General features: G+C 35.9%; 20 protein-coding genes. All 20 read right to left on the bottom strand.

The features are described from left to right. The 20 genes from B9Y84_RS06665 to B9Y84_RS06765 all read right to left on the bottom strand — a co-directional run bounded on the left by B9Y84_RS06665 (position 1) and on the right by B9Y84_RS06765 (position 23,809). Positions 1 to 1,233 (bottom strand): TolC family protein, encoded by a 1,233-nt coding sequence (locus B9Y84_RS06665; RefSeq protein ID WP_085516309.1) that lies wholly within the window; start codon positions 1,231 to 1,233, stop codon positions 1 to 3. Then, positions 1,230 to 5,054, bottom strand: coding sequence for an efflux RND transporter permease subunit (locus B9Y84_RS06670; RefSeq protein WP_085516310.1), 3,825 nt, complete (start codon positions 5,052 to 5,054; stop codon positions 1,230 to 1,232). Before B9Y84_RS06670 ends, B9Y84_RS06665 begins: the two co-directional genes overlap by 4 nt. A 112-nt stretch (positions 5,055 to 5,166) precedes the next feature. Beyond that, a complete protein-coding gene (locus B9Y84_RS06675; RefSeq protein ID WP_013454239.1) occupies positions 5,167 to 5,586 on the bottom strand; it encodes an HYC_CC_PP family protein in 420 nt (139 codons plus the stop codon). A gap of 192 nt (positions 5,587 to 5,778) precedes the next feature. Further along, positions 5,779 to 5,967, bottom strand: coding sequence for a hypothetical protein (locus B9Y84_RS06680; RefSeq protein WP_013454240.1), 189 nt, complete (start codon positions 5,965 to 5,967; stop codon positions 5,779 to 5,781). A gap of 58 nt (positions 5,968 to 6,025) precedes the next feature. Further along, a complete protein-coding gene (locus B9Y84_RS06685) occupies positions 6,026 to 7,294 on the bottom strand; it encodes a hypothetical protein (RefSeq protein WP_041650617.1) in 1,269 nt (422 codons plus the stop codon). Positions 7,295 to 8,011: 717 nt separating this feature from the next. Beyond that, a complete protein-coding gene (locus B9Y84_RS06695) occupies positions 8,012 to 9,355 on the bottom strand; it encodes a dihydrolipoyl dehydrogenase family protein (protein WP_085516312.1) in 1,344 nt (447 codons plus the stop codon). Further along, complete coding sequence (locus tag B9Y84_RS06700; RefSeq protein WP_013454244.1) at positions 9,355 to 9,573, bottom strand: GDCCVxC domain-containing (seleno)protein; 219 nt, start codon at positions 9,571 to 9,573, stop codon at positions 9,355 to 9,357. The genes B9Y84_RS06695 and B9Y84_RS06700 overlap by 1 nt, the downstream gene beginning before the upstream one ends. A 2-nt stretch (positions 9,574 to 9,575) precedes the next feature. Next, positions 9,576 to 9,908 (bottom strand): heavy-metal-associated domain-containing protein, encoded by a 333-nt coding sequence (locus tag B9Y84_RS06705; protein ID WP_013454245.1) that lies wholly within the window; start codon positions 9,906 to 9,908, stop codon positions 9,576 to 9,578. 7 nt (positions 9,909 to 9,915) lie between these two features. After that, positions 9,916 to 10,566 (bottom strand): mercuric transport protein MerTP, encoded by a 651-nt coding sequence (gene merTP, locus B9Y84_RS06710; protein ID WP_085516313.1) that lies wholly within the window; start codon positions 10,564 to 10,566, stop codon positions 9,916 to 9,918. Beyond that, entirely contained in the window at positions 10,563 to 10,937 is a 375-nt protein-coding gene (locus B9Y84_RS06715) for an ArsR/SmtB family transcription factor (protein ID WP_085516314.1), read from the bottom strand. Before B9Y84_RS06715 ends, merTP begins: the two co-directional genes overlap by 4 nt. Positions 10,938 to 12,110: 1,173 nt before the next feature. After that, a complete protein-coding gene (locus tag B9Y84_RS06720; protein WP_245830831.1) occupies positions 12,111 to 13,103 on the bottom strand; it encodes an MraY family glycosyltransferase in 993 nt (330 codons plus the stop codon). A gap of 200 nt (positions 13,104 to 13,303) precedes the next feature. Further along, complete coding sequence (locus B9Y84_RS06725) at positions 13,304 to 14,137, bottom strand: glycosyltransferase (RefSeq protein WP_085516316.1); 834 nt, start codon at positions 14,135 to 14,137, stop codon at positions 13,304 to 13,306. Then, the gene (locus tag B9Y84_RS06730) at positions 14,119 to 15,405 is read right to left on the bottom strand and encodes an O-antigen ligase family protein (protein ID WP_085516317.1); all 1,287 of its coding nucleotides are present in this window, start codon (positions 15,403 to 15,405) and stop codon (positions 14,119 to 14,121) included. The genes B9Y84_RS06725 and B9Y84_RS06730 overlap by 19 nt, the downstream gene beginning before the upstream one ends. Continuing rightward, positions 15,398 to 16,429 (bottom strand): glycosyltransferase family 4 protein, encoded by a 1,032-nt coding sequence (locus tag B9Y84_RS06735; protein WP_085516318.1) that lies wholly within the window; start codon positions 16,427 to 16,429, stop codon positions 15,398 to 15,400. The genes B9Y84_RS06730 and B9Y84_RS06735 overlap by 8 nt, the downstream gene beginning before the upstream one ends. After that, entirely contained in the window at positions 16,420 to 17,481 is a 1,062-nt protein-coding gene (locus B9Y84_RS06740) for an O-antigen ligase family protein (protein ID WP_139827967.1), read from the bottom strand. The genes B9Y84_RS06735 and B9Y84_RS06740 overlap by 10 nt, the downstream gene beginning before the upstream one ends. Positions 17,482 to 17,674: 193 nt before the next feature. Further along, a complete protein-coding gene (locus tag B9Y84_RS06745) occupies positions 17,675 to 18,823 on the bottom strand; it encodes a glycosyltransferase (protein WP_085516320.1) in 1,149 nt (382 codons plus the stop codon). A 31-nt stretch (positions 18,824 to 18,854) separates the two neighbouring features. Next, the gene (locus B9Y84_RS06750) at positions 18,855 to 19,838 is read right to left on the bottom strand and encodes a glycosyltransferase family 2 protein (RefSeq protein WP_139827968.1); all 984 of its coding nucleotides are present in this window, start codon (positions 19,836 to 19,838) and stop codon (positions 18,855 to 18,857) included. 2 nt (positions 19,839 to 19,840) lie between these two features. Next, positions 19,841 to 21,253, bottom strand: coding sequence for a capsular polysaccharide export protein, LipB/KpsS family (locus B9Y84_RS06755; protein ID WP_085516322.1), 1,413 nt, complete (start codon positions 21,251 to 21,253; stop codon positions 19,841 to 19,843). Continuing rightward, entirely contained in the window at positions 21,250 to 22,761 is a 1,512-nt protein-coding gene (locus B9Y84_RS06760; RefSeq protein ID WP_085516323.1) for a lipopolysaccharide biosynthesis protein, read from the bottom strand. The genes B9Y84_RS06755 and B9Y84_RS06760 overlap by 4 nt, the downstream gene beginning before the upstream one ends. Next, positions 22,751 to 23,809: a glycoside hydrolase family protein gene (locus tag B9Y84_RS06765; RefSeq protein ID WP_085516324.1), complete on the bottom strand. Its 1,059-nt coding sequence runs from the start codon at positions 23,807 to 23,809 to the stop codon at positions 22,751 to 22,753. The genes B9Y84_RS06760 and B9Y84_RS06765 overlap by 11 nt, the downstream gene beginning before the upstream one ends. Positions 23,810 to 24,053: the final 244 nt, after the last annotated feature.

The following is a 24,053-nucleotide window of genomic DNA, read 5'->3' on the forward strand; positions in this document are numbered from 1 at the left end:
TTAATATGTTTTTGCAGTTAAGTAATTGAGTTTGGCCAGGGCAATTTGGTACTGCGTTGCGGCCGTTGCCTTCATCTTTTCATATTTTAAGAGTTGTTGCTGCATACGCAGTACCTCTTCAAATTCATTTCCTGAATTACTGTAAGCCGTAAATAATAGATTTAAAGCCTGATTGGATTCCTGAATTTGTTGATCGTATAGCTCAATCAATTCTTGCTGTTGCTGAATTTCAAACCAGGCCATTTCGTAGTTTGACGTTAGGGTATTGGCAAAATCCTTTTTTTGGAGTGAATAGCTTTCCTGCATGAGTTGTGCTTCTTTAACAGCCGCTTTGTATTTACTCCTGAAAATGGGAATGCTGACAGAAACCATAGGCATTAGAATGTCCTGACCATTGTCGGGAAGTTCCACTTCGGGTCTGTTTCCCACAATAGCATAATCCAATCCTACACCTAATTTTGGAAGTCCTTGTTTGTAAGCGACCTCTTCACTTGCCTCACTGGAGGCTATTTTTAAGTCCAGTTCTTCCAGGACAGGGTTTTTAGCCAACAAGGAGTCCTTTCTGAAATTATCAGGCAAGGTTTGAGCAAGGAGTGAATCCTCTACGGTTACCCATGCGTTTTCCTCTCTGTTGAGCAGTTTATTAAACCAGGTCAGCAGAGGAGCTTCCTTATCATTTAGAATGGAAAGGTTGGTAGAGGCATCTTTCAACATAATATCCACACGCAAGAAGTCAACCATGGTACCCACTCCATTTTCAAACTTCTTATTGGCAATGGTTTTATAAGACTCCAGTATTTCAATATTCTCCCGCTCAATCTCTATCCATTGATTAAGTTCATAAAGCGGGTAATAGGCTGCTGCCACTTGGTAGTACAACCTGTTCCGAGCGTCTAAGAAGGCTTGATATTTTGCCTCCGCCATTAAGGTTGCGGCATCACCTTGTGCGCGTAAAGTACCGAACCAGGGAAACATCTGCGTTAGGGAAAACCTTGCCCTTTGCGGCCCTACCCTTGTTTCTACAGGAGATATAAAATACCCGAAGGAAAATGAAGGATCAGGCAGTGTACTCACCTGTGGCACCCGTTGCAATGCCGCTTCAAATTCACGGTATTTGGCCTGTAATCCTGGATTGTTTTCTGCTGCTTTTTTAAAATAGTCATCCAGCGTCTGCGCCTGACTCAGGCTGGTTCCGAGAAAAACAAGTACTATAATATTTATAACGATTTTCATGACTGTATTTTTTTAAGTTTTCTTTCCTCTCTCATAGCGTATAAAACCGGTACTATAAAGTAGGTGACTGCAGCGAAGATCATACCTCCAAAGGCTGGAATAGCCATAGGGATCATAATGTCTGCTCCGCGACCCGTTGAGGTAAGTATGGGTAACAAGGCAATGATGGTGGTGGCAGAGGTCATCACGGCAGGTTTTATTCTTCGTTGCCCGGCTTCCACTGTTGCTGCTCTTATTCCTTTCAGATTGTCTGTTTTATTACGATTAAAACTTTGGTCTAAATAAGTAGCCATTAATACCCCATCATCCGTGGCTATACCAAACAAAGCAATGAAACCAACCCACACAGCCACACTTAGATTAATCGTTTGTATTTGGAAAAGGTCACGGAAATTAGTCCCGAAAAGGGAGAAGTCAGCAAACCAGGTTTGTCCATACAACCATAGCATGATAAAACCACCACTAAATGCCATGGCAATACCTGTAAATACCATTAATGAAGTGGCTACTGATTTAAACTGGAAGTAGAGTATCAGAAAGACAATCCCCAGAACCAATGGAACGATAATAGCAAGCCTCTTTTCAGCCCTTACCTGATTCTCATAACTGCCGGAGAACTTGTAGCTGATCCCGGCAGGAACAATTAAATCCCCAGCATCTATCTTGGCCTCGATAGCCGCCTGTGCGTCATTGACCACTCCCACTTCTGAGTATCCGTCCCTTTTGTCAAATAGTACATAACCTACCAAAAAAGTCTCCTCACTTTTGATCGCCTGTGGCCCCCTCTCATACTCAAAGTCCACCACCTGTCTGATTGGTATCTGTGCGCCCGTAGGCGTGGGCAATAATATTTTGCCCAGTGCTTCAGGATCGTCCCTAAGTTCGCGCGGGTAGCGTACCCTCACTGGAAAACGCTCACGTCCCTCCACAGTAGAAGTAATTTTCATTCCTCCAATGGCTGTTTCAATAGTCTGCTGTACGTCTTCCACATTGAGCCCATAGCGAGAAATTTCATCTCGGTTGATATTCAAATGAAGATAGGGCTTACCCACAATCCGATCAGCAAACACAGCTTCCTTCTTTACTGAAGGGACATTTTTGAGTATTTCCTCCAGTTGAAGCCCGAAATTTTCTATCGTTTTCAGGTCTGGGCCGTACACTTTAATCCCCATAGGGGCACGCATACCTGTTTGGAGCATGACCAGCCGGGTTTCAATAGGCTGCAGCTTAGGTGCTGAAGTTACTCCCGGTATTTTGGTGACCTTCACGATTTCATTCCAGATATCATCCGGGGATTTTATCTGCGTCCGCCAGTTGCGGAAATAATTCCCGTTATCATCAGGGATGAGTTCCTCCAAAACAACCCCTCGATTAATGGCTTCTTCGTTAGAAAGGCTATCACCGCTATTGAGTATGAAGCGATCTTCCTTGTCAACCTTAAACCTTACCCGGTGCCCTTTTTCATTGAGCATGTACTCCGTTTTATAGTTGATGATATTTTCATACATGGAAACAGGTGCCGGATCTAAGGCGGATTCTACTCTTCCAAGCTTACCTACCACCATTTCTACTTCGGGTATATTATTAATCAGCATGTCCAGTTGGCCTAATACCTTGCGATTGTATTCAACACCAGAATGCGGCATAGAAGTTGGCATGAGCAAGAAACTTCCTTCATCCAGAGATGGCATAAATTCTTTCCCCACACCTGGGAAAGTATGGGTTAGGCCTGACCAAACTGTAGTGGTCCGAATGTCCCAGCCGAGCTTATCAATCGTTTTAGGTATAAATCCAAAAATGGAGTTAAAGCCCAACCAAACATTGGCACCAAGCAAAATCAAGAAGGTAGGTATTAATAGAAACTTAACTTTATTATCGAGGCACCATTTTAATATCGATTTATAGTAATATTCTAAAAACCTAAATGACCCAAGGATAAAACCTACCAATAAGCTCACAAAAATAAAGTTGAGTAATAGAGACTTTGAAGCTCCTAGTGGTAGCCAATATTTAGCTAAAAGCCAGGTTACGCCAATAAGAACAATGATCAGCTCGGCATAATTGAAGAGAAATAGTACAGGCTTGGAAAAATTTTCCTTTTTAGTGTCAAAAACATTCTTGACAATTCCTATGGCACCAAACAGTAGTAGCAAAACACCACCCCAAATTTGACTGGTAAAGAGCCCTATAATTCCAAATAGTACTAATGCATAGCCACCATATTTCTTAAGAAACTTATTATTGATTTTGAACCCAAAAAACCAATGTGCCAAGGTCGGCATGATCAATAGACTCACCAACAGCGCAGCTATCAGGGCAAAGGTCTTGGTGAATGCCAAAGGTCCAAAGAGCTTTCCTTCAGCAGCCTGCATGGTAAATACCGGAATGAAGCTGACAATGGTGGTAGAAACAGCAGTGAGAATAGCAGTACCCACTTCCGATGCTCCATTGTAAATAGTTTCTATCAGTTTTTGACCGGGAGGAGCTTCATCTATATGCTTAATAATATTTTCGGAAAGTATAACGCCCAAGTCCACCATGGTACCGATGGCAATGGCAATTCCAGACAAGGCCACTATATTGGCATCCACACTAAAATAGCGCATGGCGATAAACACCATCAATACTGCAATGGGCAGGATACTTGAAATGAGAAATGAAGCTCTGAGATTATACACCATCACGATCACTACCAAAATGGTAATGAGCACCTGAAGCGAAATGGCTTCTTCCAGGGTTCCCAAAGTTTCATAAATAAGCTCGGAGCGGTCATAAAACGGAACGATGGTCAACTGGCTTTCCCTTCCATCTGCCAACATTTTTTTAGGCAGTCCTGGGGCTATTTCTTTGATCTTGTCCTTGACATTGTTAATGACCTGCAAAGGATTGGCCCCATAACGTGCAACAACCACTCCACCTACTACTTCGGCTCCACCTTTATCCAGCAAGCCTCTGCGGGTTGAGGGGCCCAAAGATACTACCCCAATATCTTTAATACGAACGGGAACATTTTCCTGAACAGCAACTACTGCCTTTTCAATGTCCTCTACTTTTTTGATGTAACCCAAACCACGTACCAGGTATTCTGCCTGGTTGATCTCAATGGTTTTAGCCCCTACGTCTTTGTTTGATTTTCGTACCGCCTGCATTACTTTATGCAAGGGGATATCATAGGCTTTAAGGGCATCAGGGTTAACATCAATCTGATACTCCTGTACAAAACCACCAATGGAAGCGACCTCTGAAACGCCTGCTGTTGCGTTTAATCCATATTTGACATAGAAGTCTTGTACAGTACGGATTTCGTGCAAATCCCATCCACCGGTAGGGTTTCCATCCTTATCTCTGCCTTCAATGGTATACCAATACACCTGACCCAGTGCGGTGGCATCAGGCCCGAGTGCGGGTTGAACTCCTTCCGGTAATAAGTCGGAAGGCAAGGAACTTAGTTTCTCAAGGATACGGGATCGAGACCAGTAAAACTCTACATCTTCACTGAAAATGATGAAGATACTGGAGAAGCCAAATATAGAAGAACTCCGTATAGATTTTACGCCCGGAATACCTAATAAATAGGTAGTCAGCGGATAGGAAATTTGGTCTTCTATGTCCTGTGGTGATCGGCCCTGCCACTGGGTAAAAACAATCTGTTGGTTTTCTCCAATATCCGGTATGGCATCTACCGGAACGGGATCAGAAGGTAATGCGCCTATCTGCCAGCCGAAAGGGGCGGTCACAATACCCCAGGCAATGAAGCCAATTAAGATGAGAACGGTAACTAATTTATTCTCAAGAAAGTATTTAATAATTTTATTTAGCATATTCTTAATATTCAAATTTGAACGGATTTACAAGGCATATTAATCAGGCATATCAATAATGCCTAAGGGCTTAACGAACTAAGCCTTGACTGCAATCAAGTGAATGGAATGCTTAAATAAGGAACGACTGAACGAGCACAGGTATATCACGTTCAATCAGCGGGGGAGCATAATTTGTAAACTCTGCTTTATGCTTCGTAGAAAGAAATGACCTGCCTGTAAAAGTAACGACAAAAGTAGAGATGAATTCTAAGTTCAAAGAACTACCAAATACTTGATGCTGAAATTCATCTGCCATCTCAAGAGATTGATACTCATTTTCACAGCAAGGTTTTTTCTTGATTTGCTTTTCTTCGGAAGAACCGTTTTCACAAATCTTATCCATATCGGACATTCCACAATTTAATTCGGCATGACCGAGAACAAATTGCGATTCCACGGCCGATCCTCCACAATAGTGAGTAGCTACTGCCAGACCGGAATTACCGATAAGCAAGATAAATAGTAGCGTTATGGAGATTGTTTTTTTCAAAAAGTTGATTTTCGTCCTGTTAATAGTTTCTGAAACGTAAAATTAAGAATAAATGATTCCAGATTCTGTTTAATATCATGTTTTAAATGTATGAAATTTCGCTCCGACATACCTTCCTCTCAAAGGTAATACCGCTATTTAAGCAATTCATTCAACTGACACTTTTACTATAATTTTTGCAATTAACCACCTTTAATCGGTCTTTCCGTTACCTGATGACTTGCGTGAATTATTCTCAAACCTTTCATTATACCATTGATCTAGTAGATCGGCTTTCTCATCAGAAAGAGATTTCAAGGCTTTTTCATACTCCTTCGTTAAAAGCGTTTTATCAAAACTCACTTTTTTAAGAATATCTTTACAGTATTCAAGCTTGTCCATTTTGTAAATCAGTATTCAGAAAAGTGCCGGAAATAGTATCCGGCACATCTTCCCCTGTTTAAAAGCTAATTACTGCCTCAATGTTGATACCATCAAATTCGCCCCCATTATATTTGGTGCCTGTCCAGCCTTCACCTTCATACTTTTGATTTACATATTCCAGTTTGGCCATTACGTTTTTGGTCATATACCAGCCACCTCCTATATTCAGCCGATTTATTTCTTGCGTTAAAGCACTTTCTACCATTTCTCCGGAAACAGTGTTGTATCGTCCTCCCAGATAAAACTGTTCCGTACTTCCAAAACGATAAAGAAGTTCTCCTGCTAACTGTGTAAAAGCTCCTCCGCCTTGATCGTCACTGTTTGAGGCTACCTCGTATATGCCAAAAAATTCCAAACCTTTATATTTGATAAACGGGTTGATCTGAATAGCAGTTAATTCTCTGAATCTTGGGTTAAATCGTCCTTCAAAAGGCCCTCCATCACCATCTAAGGTCTCCATTACGTTATAATATCTGCTCCCTGCACGGTCTCCACCATAGATCCAGGTTCCTGTAGTGGTTCCTTTGTTAATATACCAGGAGCTTGTCAAACGCAATCTGAAATCATCACTCAACTGGTTATCATAACCCAGTTTTCCGAAAAAGGAAGCTTTGTTGTCAGAGTTGTCATTGACTACTACATTTTGATTCAATTTACCATTTGTTATTCCAATGACTCCCAAAAAACCATTTTTCATAATAGTAAGCTCACCGAAAGCCTCGGTAGAAAAAGCATCCATGATATAATTGCCTACAAATGGGTTAAAAATGGCCCGTGCATTATCACTTCTTCTGAAGTGGGCATCTCCATAATTGAACTCGTCCAAGCCAATGGTTATACGGGCTACATCCATAAAACCTTGTAGAAAACCCGGTTTTATAAAGTCTAATTTGTCAATTTGAAGATAACCTCCTTTTACCCATGCCTCCTGGTGATTTTTGGATGATAAATAAGTTCTCAAATGCATTCTCAATCCATCATATAGCTGGACATCAATGTTAAGATTGGCTGTAGGGAGGTTGAAATTTGTACCCAAATCTACCAGACTATCCAATGAGTTGGTTTGGTTTATACTTTGGAACTGCATGGCAAAATCACCTCCGATTCGTACTCTCACTCTATCAAACTCCACGGTGTCTTGCTTGGAAGGTTCAAATACATTAAGCCCGGCTTTATTATTAGGCCGGAAATGCTGTAGGGCAGGCTGCTGCGCATATGCTACACCTGTTGTAAGAAGCACCATTGAAAGTATGGTGGTTCTATACCAATTGTTGCTCGTTTTCATCATTATCTGAATTTTAATTTATTAACTTAAATGTTATTTTAAAGGAAATTTCTAGTTCATCATCGGCTTTGATTGTTCCAAATACAGCTTTTGGAGAATCAATTTTATATTGCGTGAAAGTAATGGGAAATCCCTTGTTAACGGAATCGCCCATTCCGAAACCTTGTACTTAATTTGAAGTGGTATCATGCAGGTGCTGGTTACTGCAAGAGTGATTTCACCTTCTCTCTTAAATCCCTGATTTGGGGCAAGTACAAGGGTTTGTTGTGCTATTGACTGCCTGCCCGACATCAACCAAACAACCAGCACAAGAATCCAAATGTATTTTCTAGTGCGTCTCATTAGTTATTTTAGTTTCGTAATCATATCCTATAGGTATATATGAGAAAAAATGCATGATTATTATCTTTTTAGAAATCCCCTTCAAATGTATTTAGATATGCTTGAGTAAGCTGTATAGTATTGTGTCTATTATGTATGAATTCTTGTTTTGACAGGGCTGAATGAAAAATATTGATTTGCCCTGCCTGCTAAGGTGACTCCGGACGAATGCCAATATCAGGAATGGAAGGTGTGAAAGAAGAAGGGCAGGTACAATGGTATAAATTGTATTTGCGGAATTACTGATTAGTATTTAATCTCAGAAGCTAAAAAGGAAATTGCAATTAAGAACATATAGTTGATTTCAGATTTTACGTTTTGATTTCAACACCTTTTTTAAACCATAGATCCGATATCAGATGCCATAGACGGATAGGAATAGACCATGTCCCTGATGTCCGAGACCTTAAGCTTTGCCTTAATTGTCATAGCAAAAAGGTTGATCATTTCTTCAGCATGAGGGCCAATGATGTGGGCTCCTAAAATGTACCCTTCTTTATCGGAAATGATTTTATAAGCATAAGTTGATTCATTGATCCGTTTGGCATTGTACCAACTTGATGCTGAGCTGGCTTTTACCTGATATTCTAAACCTGCCTTCTTTGCCTGTGCTTCCGTCATGCCAACCGCGGCAAGTGTGGGCAAGGTAAAGACTGAACTGGGCATTTCCGTGTAGTCAGGCTTTTTGGAGTTACCCCGTATAATATTGGTTGCCACTGCATGGCCTTCCATAACTGCAACAGGTGTGAGATTGAGACCTTTGCTATCAGCCGCATCACCTGCTGCATATACCCGTTCATTGGTTAAACTTTGTAGGTATTCATTTACGTCAATCCCTTTCTTGCCGTAGGAAATGTTTGCCTTTTCCAGGTTCATGCCATCCAACTCCGGTACTCTACCTGCTGCATTCACCACCAAATTCGTTTGAATAGTTTTTTCACCCCCTTTTGATTCTGCCTTTACGGTATAGCCACTATCCTTTTTTTCAACTGCAACCACATCCCACTCAAGGTGAAGTTCAATCCCCAATTCCTCAGTAGCTTTGACCAAGTGCTTCACGATATCAGACTCAAAGCTTTCTAAAGGCATTTTGCCTCGGTGGAATATGGTCACTTTACTTCCGGCCCTGACAGCCAGGTGGGCAAACTCCATCGCTATATATCCGCCTCCAATAAAGGTGATGTGCTCAGGGAGTTTTCCCAGATTTAGAAAATCTGTGCTGTCAATTGGTAAATTACCCCCTGGAATATCAAGAACAACAGGTCGGACACCTGTAGCTATCACTATTTTATCAGCTTCCAGTAGGTCGTCTCCGATGCGCACCGTGTTTTCAGATTCAAAGCTGGCTGTTCCATGATACATTTCTACACCTGACTTTTCATAGCCTTTCTCCACATTTTTAGGCATTTTGGAAACTAACTCATTTTTGTAAGCCATCAAATCCTGCCAATTGATGGAGATATGTCCTTGAATACCGATTCCCTTCATTTTATTGGCCCGGTCTATAATTTCAGCAGCTCCGACTAATATTTTCTTAGGATCACAACCGCGTAGTGCGCACGTTCCACCATACGGTCTGGAATCTGTAACGGCAGTCTTTAGTCCTTTTTTAGCACATTTATTGGCAATGGTCATTCCTCCCATGCCTGATCCGATTACAATTACATCGTATTTTTTCATCAGCAGCAATTGTTTTTACCACCTTCCTGAATGGGAGGACAGGCATTTGTTCCATAGCTGCAATACACGCAGCAATCACCTTGTTTTGGCTTTAATACTTCTTGGCAGTTTTCACATTCGTAAAAGTATTGGCATGCATCCGTAGGCATGATTTCTTCTTTTTGATGTCCACAGTTTGGACAGGTAATGGTGGATTGTAATACGATCTCTTTTTCCATTATTAATCGATTTTAGGTTTTAGTACTTCTGCTTTATAGGTTGTTTTTTCTTCAATTGCTGCAATAAGCTGTTCAGGTTGGGTTTGTTTGGGGTCATAATCCACTACAGCTATATCTCCGGGATATTGCACTGAGTTGTCAATCACCCCTTTTGTTTCTTTCAAAACCTTGTAGAGATGACTGGCACAACCGGCACAGGTGAGCCCGGTGACTTTGAGCTTAACTGTCTCACTTTTCTGAATAGTTTTGACTGTTTTTTGAGGATCAGCAGATTGTGCCATTCCATGTCCTGCAAGCAAGAAGATGAATGCTAGGCTGAAAATTATGGGTTTCATTTTTCTATTAATTTAAGGTTTCTTCTTTTATAATTTTCTTGCCAGTGACTTTATAGCCAGTGGCTTCCTCCACCGCAGTTGCCAATTGCTCAACAGATACTTTTGATTGATCAAACTTTACCAATGCAATACCGTTTTCGTAGGAAGAAGAAGCTTCGAGAACGCCTTCGCTATTATTAAGTGCTGCATTCACGCTATGCTCACAACCGGTGCAGGTCATGCCTTTGATACTAAGCTCAGCATTCAGAATATCATTTTCACTTACCACGATAACATTGGATGTATTGCTATTGTCAGAGAAAAAGATGCCGGAATAAGTCGGAAAAGCAAGCATCAATACAGCAAAGACGGTAACGATTCCAAGAAACTTCTTAGACTGCCAAAAAGTGGGCTGTTCATCGTCCTCGCAAGCGCATTCAATTTCTTCCTGTGTCCTTGGCTTTAATTTCTGGTACCAGGCAAACCCTAACACCAAAACTGTAAGACCTATTAAATAAGGCCTGAATGGCTCCATCCATGAAAAGGACGATGCAATGCCTCCTATGCCTGCGAGTGTCGCAAAAACAGGGGTGACACAGCATAGTGAAGAAGTGAATGCCACTAACAATCCGGCTCCAATGTTTTTTGATGAGGTATTTGATTGGTTTGAACTACTCATGATATTGGTTCTTTCTTATTGTCAATAAACAAGCTCTCTAATACATGTCTTATGATCTGGATACTACCTTCTACCAAAAAGTAGAACACGGTTTGCCCCACCTTCTCACTTGTTACAAGCCCACCTTCTCTCAATTTCTTCAAATGTTGGGAAATGGCAGGTACGGTCATTTCCAAAATGTCGCTCAGGTCACAGGGACAAAGTCTGGTTTCTTTGTTAAGCAGGTACAGAATTTTTAATCGGACTTCATTGCCCGACAGTCTCAATGCCTTAGCTGCCGTAGTTATTGATGGTGCGACTCTGTTAATTTCTTCTTTGCCCTGTTTGATCTGTTCAACATCTGCAAAAACTCTGATACACGATTTACTCATACTTCTAGTTATTTAAGCAACTACTTAAATAACGAAGATAAGAAAATAAAGGTTTAAGCAAATGCTTAAATAAAGTGAATTTCAAAAAAAATAACTTTAATGCAACTTCGTATGCCAGTTCAATGCCTTTTGAGAGTGTAAGCCTCTGCCACATTGCAAACATTTGAAATGTCTATCTTGCCCGTTTACAGTGTGGCTTTTAGGTTTGTAAACGGGTTTTCTTCTAGCTGATAGCAGATTTTCTGCCACTTTTCCAACAAATAGCTCGGCATAGTTATAGCAGGTCACCGCCAGTACTCCGGATAAAAATACTTTGGTGAAAGCAGTGATTAATTATGGTTCGAGGAATGAAAAAGGATTGTTGTAGGAGCAGCTGATTACGGATTCCTATTTTGAGCGTTACCTGCTTCATTTACTACTGCCGGATTTTTTTGAAACCATTGCGATCATTGATGGGATGAAACTAGGGGTGGGGTTTGGGTATCCGGTGATAGGGGCTTCTCGTCAGCCAACGAGCCACTGTGTTGATTCTGCTAAATGCTGTTCCTTGGTAATTGAGCCACTCTTTTTCTGTGCCATTCCTTTGAATCCTGCCGTAAGTCTTCTCCCAGACCAGTTTGAGGATTTATCGTTCTTCCGGCTCTGAAAACACTAAATCTAGATAAAGCACTTTTCGGGCATACTCCCAGAACTGCAGGATGAGTGAAAGTAAGAAAATACGCCCCGCCTCTAGCTTTTGTTTCTGTTTTTCGGCATTATAATGTCTAACTTGCCTTTTTAAGGTAGCTTTAGCATTTCTTAGAATTTAATGCTTCAAAAGCACCTCAAAAAAATTGGGTTTAAATAGTAATTGGAAAGGATTTTAAATCGTGATTTTATTTAGGGATAAATATTTCGCAAGTATTTATTAGCTTTGAAATGTTAATGTTTGAAAAAATCTTATTATAAGTCTAAATTAGTAACTAATACCTTTGATTCATTTCCTATAGTTAAGATTTTTTGTTCAAACTTTTTTAAACAAAGTCTAAAAATTATGTTCAAACCTTTTTAAACAAGTGTTCAAACTTTATTGTTGAGCCCTATAGGGCTTTGAAGCCCTATTTTTTTTGATGAATTTTTATATAAAGCTATTGCTGTCAAAAAAAATAGTAATTAGAAACTATAAGAAAGAACTTAGTCTCTTCTAAAGTTCTTTACTACTTCCTTTTTCTTCCTTTTGATGCTTGTTTTTAAAATTTGATCCAGCATCAGACTTAATAGGATGCACAATACTATTATTATAGGGACTAAAATATTATCACCTAAGAAATCTAATGATAAAGCAATACATATAATTGCAATATTTGTAGCAATCATAATTAAGGTAGTGCCGGAATGGCTAAAGCCTAGTCTCATTAAGATATGATGCAGATGCGTTTTATCGGGAGAGAATGGAGATTTCTTCTTCATTGCTCGAGATATAAAAACTCGGAGAGTATCAAATAATGGTATTATTATTACTGAAATACCGACAGCAACAGAAGAACTAAGTTTGAAAGGAGTTTCTTCCGGTAAGTAATGATTATAATCAATAAATTTGATTGTGACTACTGCCAAAGCAAATCCAATTAATAAGGCACCAGTATCACCCATAAAAATCCGAGACGGTTCCCAGTTGAAATTAAGAAATGCTATTAAAGCACCTATGAAAGCAAAGCAAACCATCGAATAGTAGGTTTGTCCTACTAAAAAGAAATAGATTCCAAAAAAGAAAAATGCAATTATGCCGATGCTACTCGCTAAACCATCCAGACCGTCTATTAGGTTATAAGAATTTGTAATGACAATTAAAGTAGATAGTGAGATAAAAAAACTGATTAAGAACGGTAGTTCCTGTACAGTGAAAATGCTATATAATGAATTTAATTTAATGTCCATTAAGAAAATCACCATGCATGATGACAGAAGCTGGGCGGCTAGTTTGACGGTCGGCCTCACAGGCACTAAGTCGTCCCTTAAACCAACAATAAACATAATACCCATAGCACCATATAAGAACTTAAAGCGTTGTAAACCTGGTAATGGCATCCAAATCAATAATGCAATGATCATCCCAATAAAAATTGCTATTCCTCCCATACTTGGGGTGTCACCAGTATGGATTTTCCTTCCCCCAGGTTTATCCATAATATTTCGCTTTCTAAAAAAACCAATTACTAGAGGCGTAACCAAGAAGGTTAGAATAAAAGATGTTATTAAACTAGCTAGGGTTTGGGGCATCACAAAAATTAATGGTACAAAAATATACAAAATATAATAAAGCGCATAAAATCCAGTTCTTCTTTGTTAGAAGAAATTGTAGTATAGTTTTATTGTTTCACAAACAGTTAGTGAATTACTTTATATACAAGACCCCTAAGCTTTTGAGGAGCTAATCTTACGATTGATCGTAATAGTAGGTTGCGGTAGTATTCATAAACAGTTAAGAAACCCATATTTTTTAAATATTTTAAATAGTAATTTTCGATTCGTTGGTAAGACAAGCCCCCTCTTCTACTTAGCAAAGATTTGCCAGTTCTGGCATTTACTAAGACTTGTGGTATATTAGCAAAATTAAGGCCTTTGTGCAAGAGGGTAGCCCAAAGTACATAATCCTCAATGTTTGTTTTTGGATCAACAGAAGGATAACCACCATGGGAAATCACTGCATCTCTTCGAAAAAAAACTGTCATATGATTGATAGGACATCGTAATTTAGCGAACCTATAAATCTCCTTGTGGTTTGTAGGTACTTTTCGAAGGCCAACTTTATTTTGCATCTTTTCATCGTATTCCATTATCCAACTACCTAAAACATCAATTGAAGGATTATCCTCAATAAATTTTATTTGCTTTTCAAATCTATCTCTCAATGCAATATCGTCTGTATCCATTCTCGCAACCCAATCATGTTTGCATATCTGTAGGCCAGCATTTAGAGCTGTGGCTAACCCGACATTTTGTTTAAGGGGTAGAATATCAAGCTGGTCATTCTTTTTCTCCTTCCATTTCGCTAAAATATCTTCCAAATCAGATGTTAATATGCCATCCTTGACGACCACAACCTGATTGGCATGAACAGTTTGGTTAAAAACACTAGCCAATGCTTCATCTAGAAAAGAAGGTTTTTCTCCTTTATATAATGAGAATAATACTGAAAATCTTAATTTTTGCGCTTCCATTTATATGCCATAAATAAAAAGGTAGAATATGCCATCAAACCCTTTTGTGTGTTTAACAAGTTTTCCGTCCAAAAGCCAATGAGAAAGATTAGTAGAATTGCTAAATATAATTTATTATTCGCAAGTATACCAAATCTAGCCAACCCTATAATAGCTATTACCAATATGCCAAGTCCAATGAAACCATAAGTGATAGCATAAAACAAGTATTGATTATGGGTGTTGTAATAACTACCTAGGCCATCTTCTCTGTATTTGCTTAGTAATGCCTCTTTTTGACCTAATACTCCATAACCAAGTAAAGGCTTTTCTTTGATTAGCTCAATCGCCGTATGCCAGATATAAAGTCGGTGCTTAATTCCGTTGGTCACAAGTTCACCTTCAGTCTTAAAATCAGTTGTATCTTGAAATTGATGGATTAAATCAGAAAATTTGTTAAATCTATATGTAGTACCTGGAAGTTGAAAAAAAAGTAATATAATAGAAAGACCTACAAACAACACTTTAATTTTATTTTTTAAGGGCGCCTTTAAATCAAATAATGACTTTATTATGAATAAAAATATTAGGCTTAAAGTAATAAGTACCAATAGGCGGGAGGCACAGAATAAGATTAGTAATATATTTATTGCAACTATGATGTAAAGCTTAAAGTCATTCTTTTTATTGGATAACTTTATAGTGAAAAAAATCGTAAATAGAGAAAATATCGATATATATGTTGGATGTGCCTGAAGGGCTCTAACAAATTCTTTATAAGTAAATAAATTCCAGTTTATAAAAGAATCCCCCCAAACTTGATTAAATTTCTGCGAGTCAACGGTTCCCCAATTAGTGAAGGTAACATTTGATTCTATCCAAAAATTCCTAATTAATGCTACAACTACAAGTAAAAGAAAGATAAAAACACTTGAAGAAGTGATTGCTTTGCTAAATAATTTTACGTGTGAATGATTTAGACCAGATAGTTTTAGTAAAAATGGAATCAAGATGAGGCCGCTGCTACGTATTACAAAATTTAGCGATTGTCCATTATGTATTAAATATGATAATAAAAGTATTAAAAAGGGTGCCCCGATTAAAAATACTATTAAGTCTGGTGTCAATGACCTTTTTTCCTGTTTTACTATAAATAATCTAATAACTGTCACTCCAATAAAGAAGAAGAGACCAATATTAAATAACTTGATAGGCATTGGTATTAAAAAAGCAAAAAGAAAAAATGAAAGATCCCTTAGCTTATTTATATAGTATTCATTGTTAATCATTTTTAAAAACCTTTAAATAATCAAGAGCCATCTTTTTTGCAGAATATTCATTGTTAATTTTCATTCTTATTTTCTCTCCATAATATTCTCTTTTGGTCCTTGTTTCTTCAATTGCCTTTACTAATGACTCGGCACTATTTAACTGAAAAAATATTATTTCTTCAGGGAATAATTCTCTAAATATTTCTAAGTCAGATGCAATTACTGGAATCTTGAATTGGCCAGCCTCAAGCATTGAAAGCGGAAACCCTTCTGAAAAAGAAGAACAAACATAAACATCTATAAGTGGATAATAGCTAAATGGTTCTTGTTCGAAACCCAAGAATAGAATTTTTTCTGTCACGCCTTTAGAAGTCGCTAAATTTTTTAAGTTCGATAGTTCTGGGCCATCACCAATAATTAGCAGTTTAACGTTTTCCAAGTATTCAAGAATTTCAATAATTTGATGTATTCCTTTGCGCCTAATAAGCTGAGCAACAACGCCTAGTAACATAGAATCCTGCTTGAAGTCCTGAACGGTTTGTAATTTATCCTTATCGGACACTACGGTCTTGGAAATTGTCCGCCCATTATAGATTACTTTTAATTTAGATTGATTGATGAATTTGGAATAATAATTTTTCATAAGCTGAGATAGACAGACAATATAGTCGTGACCTTTTAGAATATATATCCACAACAATTGTATCAGTTTACCATTGAACTTTCCATATACAGAACCTAAATCTTGACTGATGTAGTTATGCATTGTGCTAACTTTAACTCCATCAATTCTTTTCCTATTTAGATAAACGAAAAAATCAGGCCTGATACCATGAGAGTGAACTACGTCAAATTTCTCGAAATTCAGTCTATCGAATATTTTAATTTTTTCAACTTTACCAGGGAAATCTATTTCAACTTTCTCATCAAAATAGTACACATGAATTTGTACATTGTATTTAAATAATGCGTCAGCCAATTCCTTTGCAACAAGAATAGGGCCCTTTTTGGCAAGTGATGGTAAAATGATTGCTATTTGCATTTATGCCTATTCAATTTTGATTGTTCTATGAGATAGATTAGTCCTACCGTACCATAAAGATACGGGACAAAAGTGGTTATTGCCGAGAAAGAGGTAACTAAATACGGAATCAAAACCCATAGTGCTTTTTTTCTAGTGTAGTATACAAAAGATGAGAATAGCATTAAGATAAATGTTAGACCAATAATTCCAGATTCTAAAAGAAAAACTATAAAAATATTATGGCCATATATGCCTAATACTTCCTCTGACTTAAAAAAACCAACACCAAAGATTAAATTCATGATATCAGCGCTTTTCAGATAATCATATGTGGTTTCTAATATGTATAATTTAGACAAGAAGCTTATGTCACCAGATATTTTTGAGTATCCTATTCCTAAAAAAGCAACTATAATACCAGAGGTACTCATAAAAATTATAAATCGTTTGAAATATTTACCTTTAAACCCGTAAATATATATCAGACCAATTATTGCACCAAGCCACGCAGCTCGGGAAAATGTAAAAATCAATAAAATAATAAGACCCCATCGAATAAATAAGAATTTTTTCTCTCTTTCTCTAGCCCAATATAAGATAAAAAAGAATAAGCAGATTATATGAAGTCCAGTGGCATTACTATCCGTATACATGATACCATCAAATTTGTACATGTAAATCCAGCGGCTATCGACACCTTTAAATTGAGCATACTTCATCTCTGGATCAATTAACCTTGAAATACCTTCACTAACTAGGATAATAAAACTGAAAATAATGAAGAAATTAATTACTTTTTCAAGTTCTTGTGTTTTTAGTTTGCTACCAAAGTATACTACAGGAACAATGTAGAGAAATGAGCAAAGCAAGCCAAAGACTCTATGAAGACTGGGAAAAAAAAAAGGCTGAGTAGTGAGTAAATAAATTATAAAAAGAATCGGTATGAATAGAATGTTATGATATTCAATTCTTGGTTTATTAATTAACGTCAAGGTTAAAAAAAACATTGATATTAAAAATAAAAAAATGGTTGGCGGAATGCTCAGTAAAGTATGACTGATAAGACTCATGAAGCCCGATACCAGCCAAAAACCGAGATAATTAATATTTGCCACTTGCTTATGCATTACTTATTTTTATTGTTAAGCTAGTATTTGATAAGGTCATTGGCTCATTAATTCAAAAGTTAATTTTGTTAAATTAAGTAAGTATGCCAAAATCTGTAGAGAATTAAATACCAATGAATTTAGAATTAATTCGTATTTACTGTACCTCGTCAATTTTGCTTTGAATAAAGTTAAACCTTTTTTCCCATGTGTTATCTTGAGCAAAAGATATTAAATCCTTTCGAAAAATCACCTTCTTTTGAGACAGGTCTTTTATGTAGTTAATCATTTCTTCAGAAGTCTTATAAATTTTCAAAAATGGTTTTTCATATTGCAGTATATCTGGCAATGCGGAGCTTATTATGGGTACTTCACAAGCAGCATACTCGAATAATTTCGTAGGGAAAACGCCAGAGGTGAATGGAGTCAGTTCATAGGGGATAAGGCCTACATCAAAGATGTGATAATAGTTGACAAGTTCTCTTTTATCCTTTCGACCTAAAAAAAGGACATTGTCAAAATGAGTTAATATACTTGATTTTTTATCAACTATATTTCCGACAAACAGAAAAATATAATCAGGTAATGCTTGAATTACCGTCCTCAAAAGCTCATAGTTTATAGAAGCATGAAGTGCTCCACAATACCCAACAATTTTTTTACCTTCTTTTTTAAATTTTATTAAATAATCAATAGGTTCCGGTTTTGTGAACATTTCAATTCCCACACCTTGCGGAACATAGTATATTTGATTATTTAGATCTTTATAATCTAAATAGGTATTGTAGTTATCCACAAAGACAATATTTGCATTTTCTACGGCAATTCTTTCAGTTTCTTTAGCTCTTTTACTAATCAAATTCATTACTTGTCTCCTTGCGGCCAAATCTATAACACTGAAAGAATTCTTAGAAATCAGTTTTATAGTAAATCCATTCACATAAGTAAACCAATAGAAAACTTTTGTATTTCGTTTAATCTTTAATTTCATCTTTAAGAAAAAGAAATTAACTAAGTCGATAGATTTTATAAAATGGAACGGAATGTAATTTAATTGTCCGAAAACCATGTTATTTAATTTAGGGTTTTCACTATTTTCAAAAGTTGATCTTTCTTTTAGTTTTATAAATATCTTACCTACAATATTCCAGAGACTGTAATTAATTAATCCAAGAGGTTGCATGATCAGAACTTTTCTTTGTACAGATGCAGTTATTCTGTATATAAGTTCATGCTGCCGCTCCCAATTATGAGACCAATATACAGACGGGAAAAAAATTATTTTATCATATTTTTTAAAAGACATTAGCTATGTTAATTCGAAAGAAGTAGATGATTTAATACTTTATTATCTTGAATGGTTTCAAGAAAGGTAAATGTATAAATTCCTTAATTGAAATAAGTGGTTTTGATTTAAAAGATCGAACAAAAATTTTAAACCACATTCTTAATAGTATATAATTAAATATTTTTGAGGAAAAAATTCTTGTTTTATTATTTTGAGCGTGTATTTTTTTCAACCAACTTCTTCCCGTTTTGAAAAAATCTTTTGAGCCTTCAAACGTACTATTAGCAATATTATAGTGAAGTTCAATTTCGCTTGCAGTGGCATCGATTCTCAACCATTTCAATTGTTCTCTGTAATTATTTTTTATTCCGTTAATTTGAATATCTCTATTTGTATGTGAAATGCTGCTAGAGTGTACTCTGTATTTTATTAATGGCTTTTGCAAAGAATATATACTATATTCTTTCGCTATTCGTACCCACAGATCATAGTCTTCTGCAGGAGGAAATTCAGGTCGGTATCCAAACTTCTGTATTATCTTCCTCTTACAAATTATTGATGACTGAATAATATAGTTGTTAAATAACATTATGGAGGGGTATGCAGCGGAAGGCGCTTTTTGAATGTATACTTCACCTGTCTCGAATCCGTTTTCATCTATAATTATCGCACTACTTCCCAATAGTGCTATATCCGGATTTTTTTCTAGAAAATCTATTTGATATTGAAATTTTCCTTGAATTGCAATATCATCTGAATCTAACATAGCAATATATTTGCCTTCTGATAATGATAGTCCTCGATTTCTGGTAAAAAATAATCCCTCGTTTTTTTTGTTCTTGTAATACTTAATCCTTTCGTCATTAATTGACATTATAATTTTGTGAGTTTCATCCGTTGACCCATCATTTATTATAATTAACTCGAAATGTCTGAATGATTGATTTAAGACACTGTCTATAGCATCTTTAATATAGGCCCCAGCATTATAGGCAGGCATGACAATTGATAAGATTGGAGAAGAATTTTCCATTTCTAATTTCTCAATTTCTTTAAAGAAAAATAAATTTTTGATAGTATTCTCCAAGGCAATTTTGGCACTACTTTTTTTCCTTTGAAAAATGCCCTGTCTACTCCAATCTGTTTGGTATATTTAAACTCCTCCCCAAACTCCCTTTGCCAATTCCCAACCTTTATGGCATTAAGTTTTGGTTTTGGTGCTAAGTCTTTTTCAATCAATTCAATCACTTGAGAGTGAGAATCGGGATTGTAGCTACAATCAAGATTTTCATATAAAGCTCTTCCAATAACGATAGTCGGTTTGTTCCAAAATGTAGCCTCAAGCCCTATTGTTGAGTTAAAAACTATTACCTTGTAACAAATATCAAGTAAAGAATAACTGTCAATATTGTCTTCTGCAGGTATTATGTTTAAATGTGTATGCTTTTGCCTAAGGTTATTAATGCTTTCAATTTGAGAATTTTCCAAGTTTGATAGGTTTGGATGAACCCTTAGGAATAATTGATAATCGTCCTTGCCTTTCATGGAAGTGGCAATTTTATCTATAGCGTCATATTCGGAGTTATAAAGAGTTTCCAGCCAACCATCAACTGATTCAAATTCGTCTCTAGAAGAATTAAAAATACAAACAAGTTTCTTATTGGGATTGTATGCATCTGGAATTTTACCTTTTTCTTGTTTTTCAGAATGAACAAACCAAGACTGTATTACTTTGTCTCTTCTTTCTTTAAAAAAAAGCTCCCCTCGTCTTTTAGACTCAATTGGGTCTTTTTGCCATAACTGTTCAATTTCAAGTTCAGCTTGACTGCGAGAGTGAGGAGTTTCATTTATTCGAGCCATGTACGTACCAAAATTCCCCCCTCTTTCGTGTATTAAAAAGTCTAATTGAGTTGTTTTACAATACTCTACAATCGGGTGATATGATGCAAACCTTCCATTAAAAATAATAATTAAATCAGGTAATGTTGCTTCAATTATTCTTTTGCACTCGTTCAAAAGATGCTTCGTATTATTTAATTCTTTATTTATTTCGTCCTTTCTTGTTCCTAAATTGATTTTTGGTTCGCGATATCTTGAAATCACGCTGGATGCTACTCCTTTTCCTATATTGATATTGTTTTCCGTGATACTCTTTAGTTCTTCAATCGAAGAGAACTTGTAGTTAATACTATTCTTGGAATTGATTGGTGCAATTGGGATAATATTTGGTTCAGATCCACCTATTAATTTCAAACCCTCCTTCCTTTTGGATATACAAATATTGCAAAGTAGGTTATTATGATTCGGATTGAAAAGACAAGTTTCAATACTTTTATCGCAAAAAGCTATATTAAGATCTGAACCTCTATCAGAATATAATTGCAGTAGTTCTAATTCGGTTTCAAAATGCGGGGTCTCTGGGTATATTGAGAATAATAGTATTTTCATTTATTTTGATAAATATTTTTTAATTTTTCTTTTATTTTGGCGGAAATGGATTTGTTTAACCCAAATATTTCTGGAAAAATAAAGATTAAAATTAGACATATACATGTATATAAAAAACCCTTTGTAATAAATTCAAAATAAATGGAATTAAATGGGAGAAAATCAATAGAGTAAATAAGGCTAGAAATTCCATAGAAGATTATGATTATTATGGAAATTTTTAATATGAAATTTTTAAGTGAAAATTTCAAGTATCGAGAATTCAGAAGTAATATAATTACAACACTCAAGGATTCAATAGAAACCTGTTTTATTGCTAAGCCAGTTGCGCCAAGGCCGTATCCAAAATCTTTGCTGATTAAAAGCACTAATAATAATATATGAATAGGGCCAAATATCAATATTAGGTTTCTAAAAATTTTAGTTCTATTTGTAGTATAAATAACAGTACCGCTCATATTTGAAAATGTAGAAACCAAAGGGTAGAAAAACATTATTTTAATAGTCTGCTCAGCACCTAAGTAACCTTCATCTGCAAATATCAAAATCAAATCTTCGCTAAAAACTGAGCAAAAACAACAAATGAATGCTACAAATGTGAAAATTATAGGTGTATATAATAAGAATACATCTTTCATTTTAGATTTGTTTCCATTTTGTGTAGAAAGCTCCTTTGTGTAAAGTGGTAATAATGACGTAAGAAAAATAAGTATGATATTCGACAATAAAAATGCGAAACCATAGTATCCTTGCTCTATACTACCACCTATTTTTTGAAGGAACCATCGATCAAAAATAGCAATAAAAGTACCAACTAGCAGATATATAAATAGTGGGCTGATATAATCAAATTGCTTTTCAAAGAAATATCTAAATCTTAAACTCGAGTACTTTAATACTTTTCTTAGGTTCGGTTTTAAGAATACATAAGCTGATAGTATAGAAATGAATACTACAGATATAGAATAAAAGAAATATGTAAACAGATTAAGGTTCGTAGTAAAGAAAAGTGATAATAGAAGGATAAGGCCTACTATCCGACCTATTATTTTAAATATTTCTACTTTTTTAGTCTCACCTATTGCATCCATTAATTTAGTAAATATGTCTTGAAACCAAAAAAAAAGAACATATAGTAAGCCTACTAGAATTATTTTTAAGGAGATATTTTCAAATATTAGATCACCGATTGGAGTTATTTTGATCAGTATAATGACCAATGTAAATAGTGAGCTTATAGAAATCGCATATAAAAAATAGAAGCTTAAAAAATATTTATCTCTTGTGTTTTGTGAATATTTAATATAAAAATAGGTCGATGACCTTAAATCAAATAAAGCAAAAATCTTGGTTAGAACATCGGTCAGATAACTAAAAATTCCGTAATTACTAGCTCCTAGGGTCTTGGGTACTATTGCAGTTGTTATAAATCCTATAATAACTGTTAGGAGGTTGGAAATTAATTTAAACCCATAATTGATAAGGAAGTTATTTTGCTTATTTCTCATTATTAGTGATCACAATTTCATATCGGCCTATGCCTGTCACGTAATCATTATTGTTTGTTATGGGCGAGTCATGATTTTTTTCTGTACCTGAATAGTATAAGAAATAAGTAGAATCATTATCAGATTTTACTAAAGAAGGAGAGGCATAAATGGCTTTATTGTCCCAAGAGTTCTGCGATTGCTTCCAGTCAATTTTATTATTGTACTTATAAAATGTATTGCCATTTCTACTGTAAGCTAAGCCAAGATAGATATCGCCTTTTGATTTATTGAATATTGACGTTAAACAAAGAATTAAATTGTCATATTTAATTGCGCCATTAGTGTAAACATCTTCTTCGAAATTGTTTCTATAAGCTAATTCTGCTTGTTCAAAGAATAATGAGGAGAATCGATTTATTCTAGAAATCCCAACTGCTCTTTCGCCTGTGGAAATTTCGCCTATCCATTTTCTTACAAATAATTTTTTCTGATCATTGAAGTTCAATAAGACATTTTGTGTGTCCGAATAGCCATCGTATATTTTTGAAAATTTGCTCCAATTTACTCCATTTTCTGAGTATGCTACTGCAATTGAATATTTTGGAGAATCATTGTCAACTATAATTTGATTTACAATTAAGTGATAGATGCCATTCTCTTTATAGATGAAGGGTCCATGAATTCCATTGGTTTCTTGGCCGGAAAGAATAATATTATTCTCAGAACTACCCTCGAAATTTACTAAGCCTAGTTTTGGCTTTTCCCAATTGATTCCATTTTTTGATGTAGCGTAGCATAAGTAAGACTTATAGTCATCGTTTGCAGTAGGCGCAAAACTTTCGTACCACATCTGCCAAAAATTCTCATCACTTTTAAGTACCATGCAGTATCCTATCAGGCCATTTTCCCAAGGGTTTGAAGCACTAATCAGTGGTGCATTGGTTTTGTTTAATACTCTAAAATCAATTGGTGCTTGCTCTTCAGTTTTTAATCGGATATCCTCTAATTCATTTTTACAGCTTAACAATGAAATTAGTATTAGAATTAGTATAAGTCTATGCTTCATTGGAATCAATAATTTCAGCCTTTTGTATATTGTAAAGATAGTACAAACTTTATATTTTTCCTTAAGAGGTATCGATTCCGTATGATTTTAGGATATCAATTTCTTTTCTATTTAATCTATAGCCTTTATTAAAGTCTTGAGACTTAGTTTAGTGGATATCTAGGTCCAACTTACTGATTGTTTAATATTGCTAATATCTGGCTAACTTTGTTTTATTTCTCCTTATCTTTCTTTAAGGTAAGCA

The organism is Marivirga sericea (assembly GCF_900177665.1).
In the GTDB taxonomy this organism is placed as follows: Bacteria; Bacteroidota; Bacteroidia; order Cytophagales; family Cyclobacteriaceae; genus Marivirga; species Marivirga sericea.

Excerpts from the sequence above, each read along its gene's own strand:
- B9Y84_RS06705 (WP_013454245.1), bottom strand. The coding sequence starts at position 9,908 with ATGAAACCCATAATTTTCAGCCTAGCATTCATCTTCTTGCTTGCAGGA.
- B9Y84_RS06760 (WP_085516323.1), bottom strand. The coding sequence starts at position 22,761 with ATGAGAAATAAGCAAAATAACTTCCTTATCAATTATGGGTTTAAATTA.
- B9Y84_RS06670 (WP_085516310.1), bottom strand. The coding sequence starts at position 5,054 with ATGCTAAATAAAATTATTAAATACTTTCTTGAGAATAAATTAGTTACC.
- B9Y84_RS06725 (WP_085516316.1), bottom strand. The coding sequence starts at position 14,137 with ATGGAAGCGCAAAAATTAAGATTTTCAGTATTATTCTCATTATATAAA.
- B9Y84_RS06680 (WP_013454240.1), bottom strand. The coding sequence starts at position 5,967 with ATGGACAAGCTTGAATACTGTAAAGATATTCTTAAAAAAGTGAGTTTT.
- B9Y84_RS06695 (WP_085516312.1), bottom strand. The coding sequence starts at position 9,355 with ATGAAAAAATACGATGTAATTGTAATCGGATCAGGCATGGGAGGAATG.
- B9Y84_RS06720 (WP_245830831.1), bottom strand. The coding sequence starts at position 13,103 with ATGGATAAACCTGGGGGAAGGAAAATCCATACTGGTGACACCCCAAGT.
- B9Y84_RS06755 (WP_085516322.1), bottom strand. The coding sequence starts at position 21,253 with ATGAAAATACTATTATTCTCAATATACCCAGAGACCCCGCATTTTGAA.
- B9Y84_RS06730 (WP_085516317.1), bottom strand. The coding sequence starts at position 15,405 with ATGATTAACAATGAATACTATATAAATAAGCTAAGGGATCTTTCATTT.
- B9Y84_RS06740 (WP_139827967.1), bottom strand. The coding sequence starts at position 17,481 with ATGAGTCTTATCAGTCATACTTTACTGAGCATTCCGCCAACCATTTTT.
- B9Y84_RS06750 (WP_139827968.1), bottom strand. The coding sequence starts at position 19,838 with ATGGAAAATTCTTCTCCAATCTTATCAATTGTCATGCCTGCCTATAAT.
- B9Y84_RS06715 (WP_085516314.1), bottom strand. The coding sequence starts at position 10,937 with ATGAGTAAATCGTGTATCAGAGTTTTTGCAGATGTTGAACAGATCAAA.
- B9Y84_RS06700 (WP_013454244.1), bottom strand. The coding sequence starts at position 9,573 with ATGGAAAAAGAGATCGTATTACAATCCACCATTACCTGTCCAAACTGT.
- B9Y84_RS06735 (WP_085516318.1), bottom strand. The coding sequence starts at position 16,429 with ATGCAAATAGCAATCATTTTACCATCACTTGCCAAAAAGGGCCCTATT.
- B9Y84_RS06665 (WP_085516309.1), bottom strand. The coding sequence starts at position 1,233 with ATGAAAATCGTTATAAATATTATAGTACTTGTTTTTCTCGGAACCAGC.
- B9Y84_RS06745 (WP_085516320.1), bottom strand. The coding sequence starts at position 18,823 with ATGTCTTTTAAAAAATATGATAAAATAATTTTTTTCCCGTCTGTATAT.
- B9Y84_RS06765 (WP_085516324.1), bottom strand. The coding sequence starts at position 23,809 with ATGAAGCATAGACTTATACTAATTCTAATACTAATTTCATTGTTAAGC.
- merTP (WP_085516313.1), bottom strand. The coding sequence starts at position 10,566 with ATGAGTAGTTCAAACCAATCAAATACCTCATCAAAAAACATTGGAGCC.
- B9Y84_RS06685 (WP_041650617.1), bottom strand. The coding sequence starts at position 7,294 with ATGAAAACGAGCAACAATTGGTATAGAACCACCATACTTTCAATGGTG.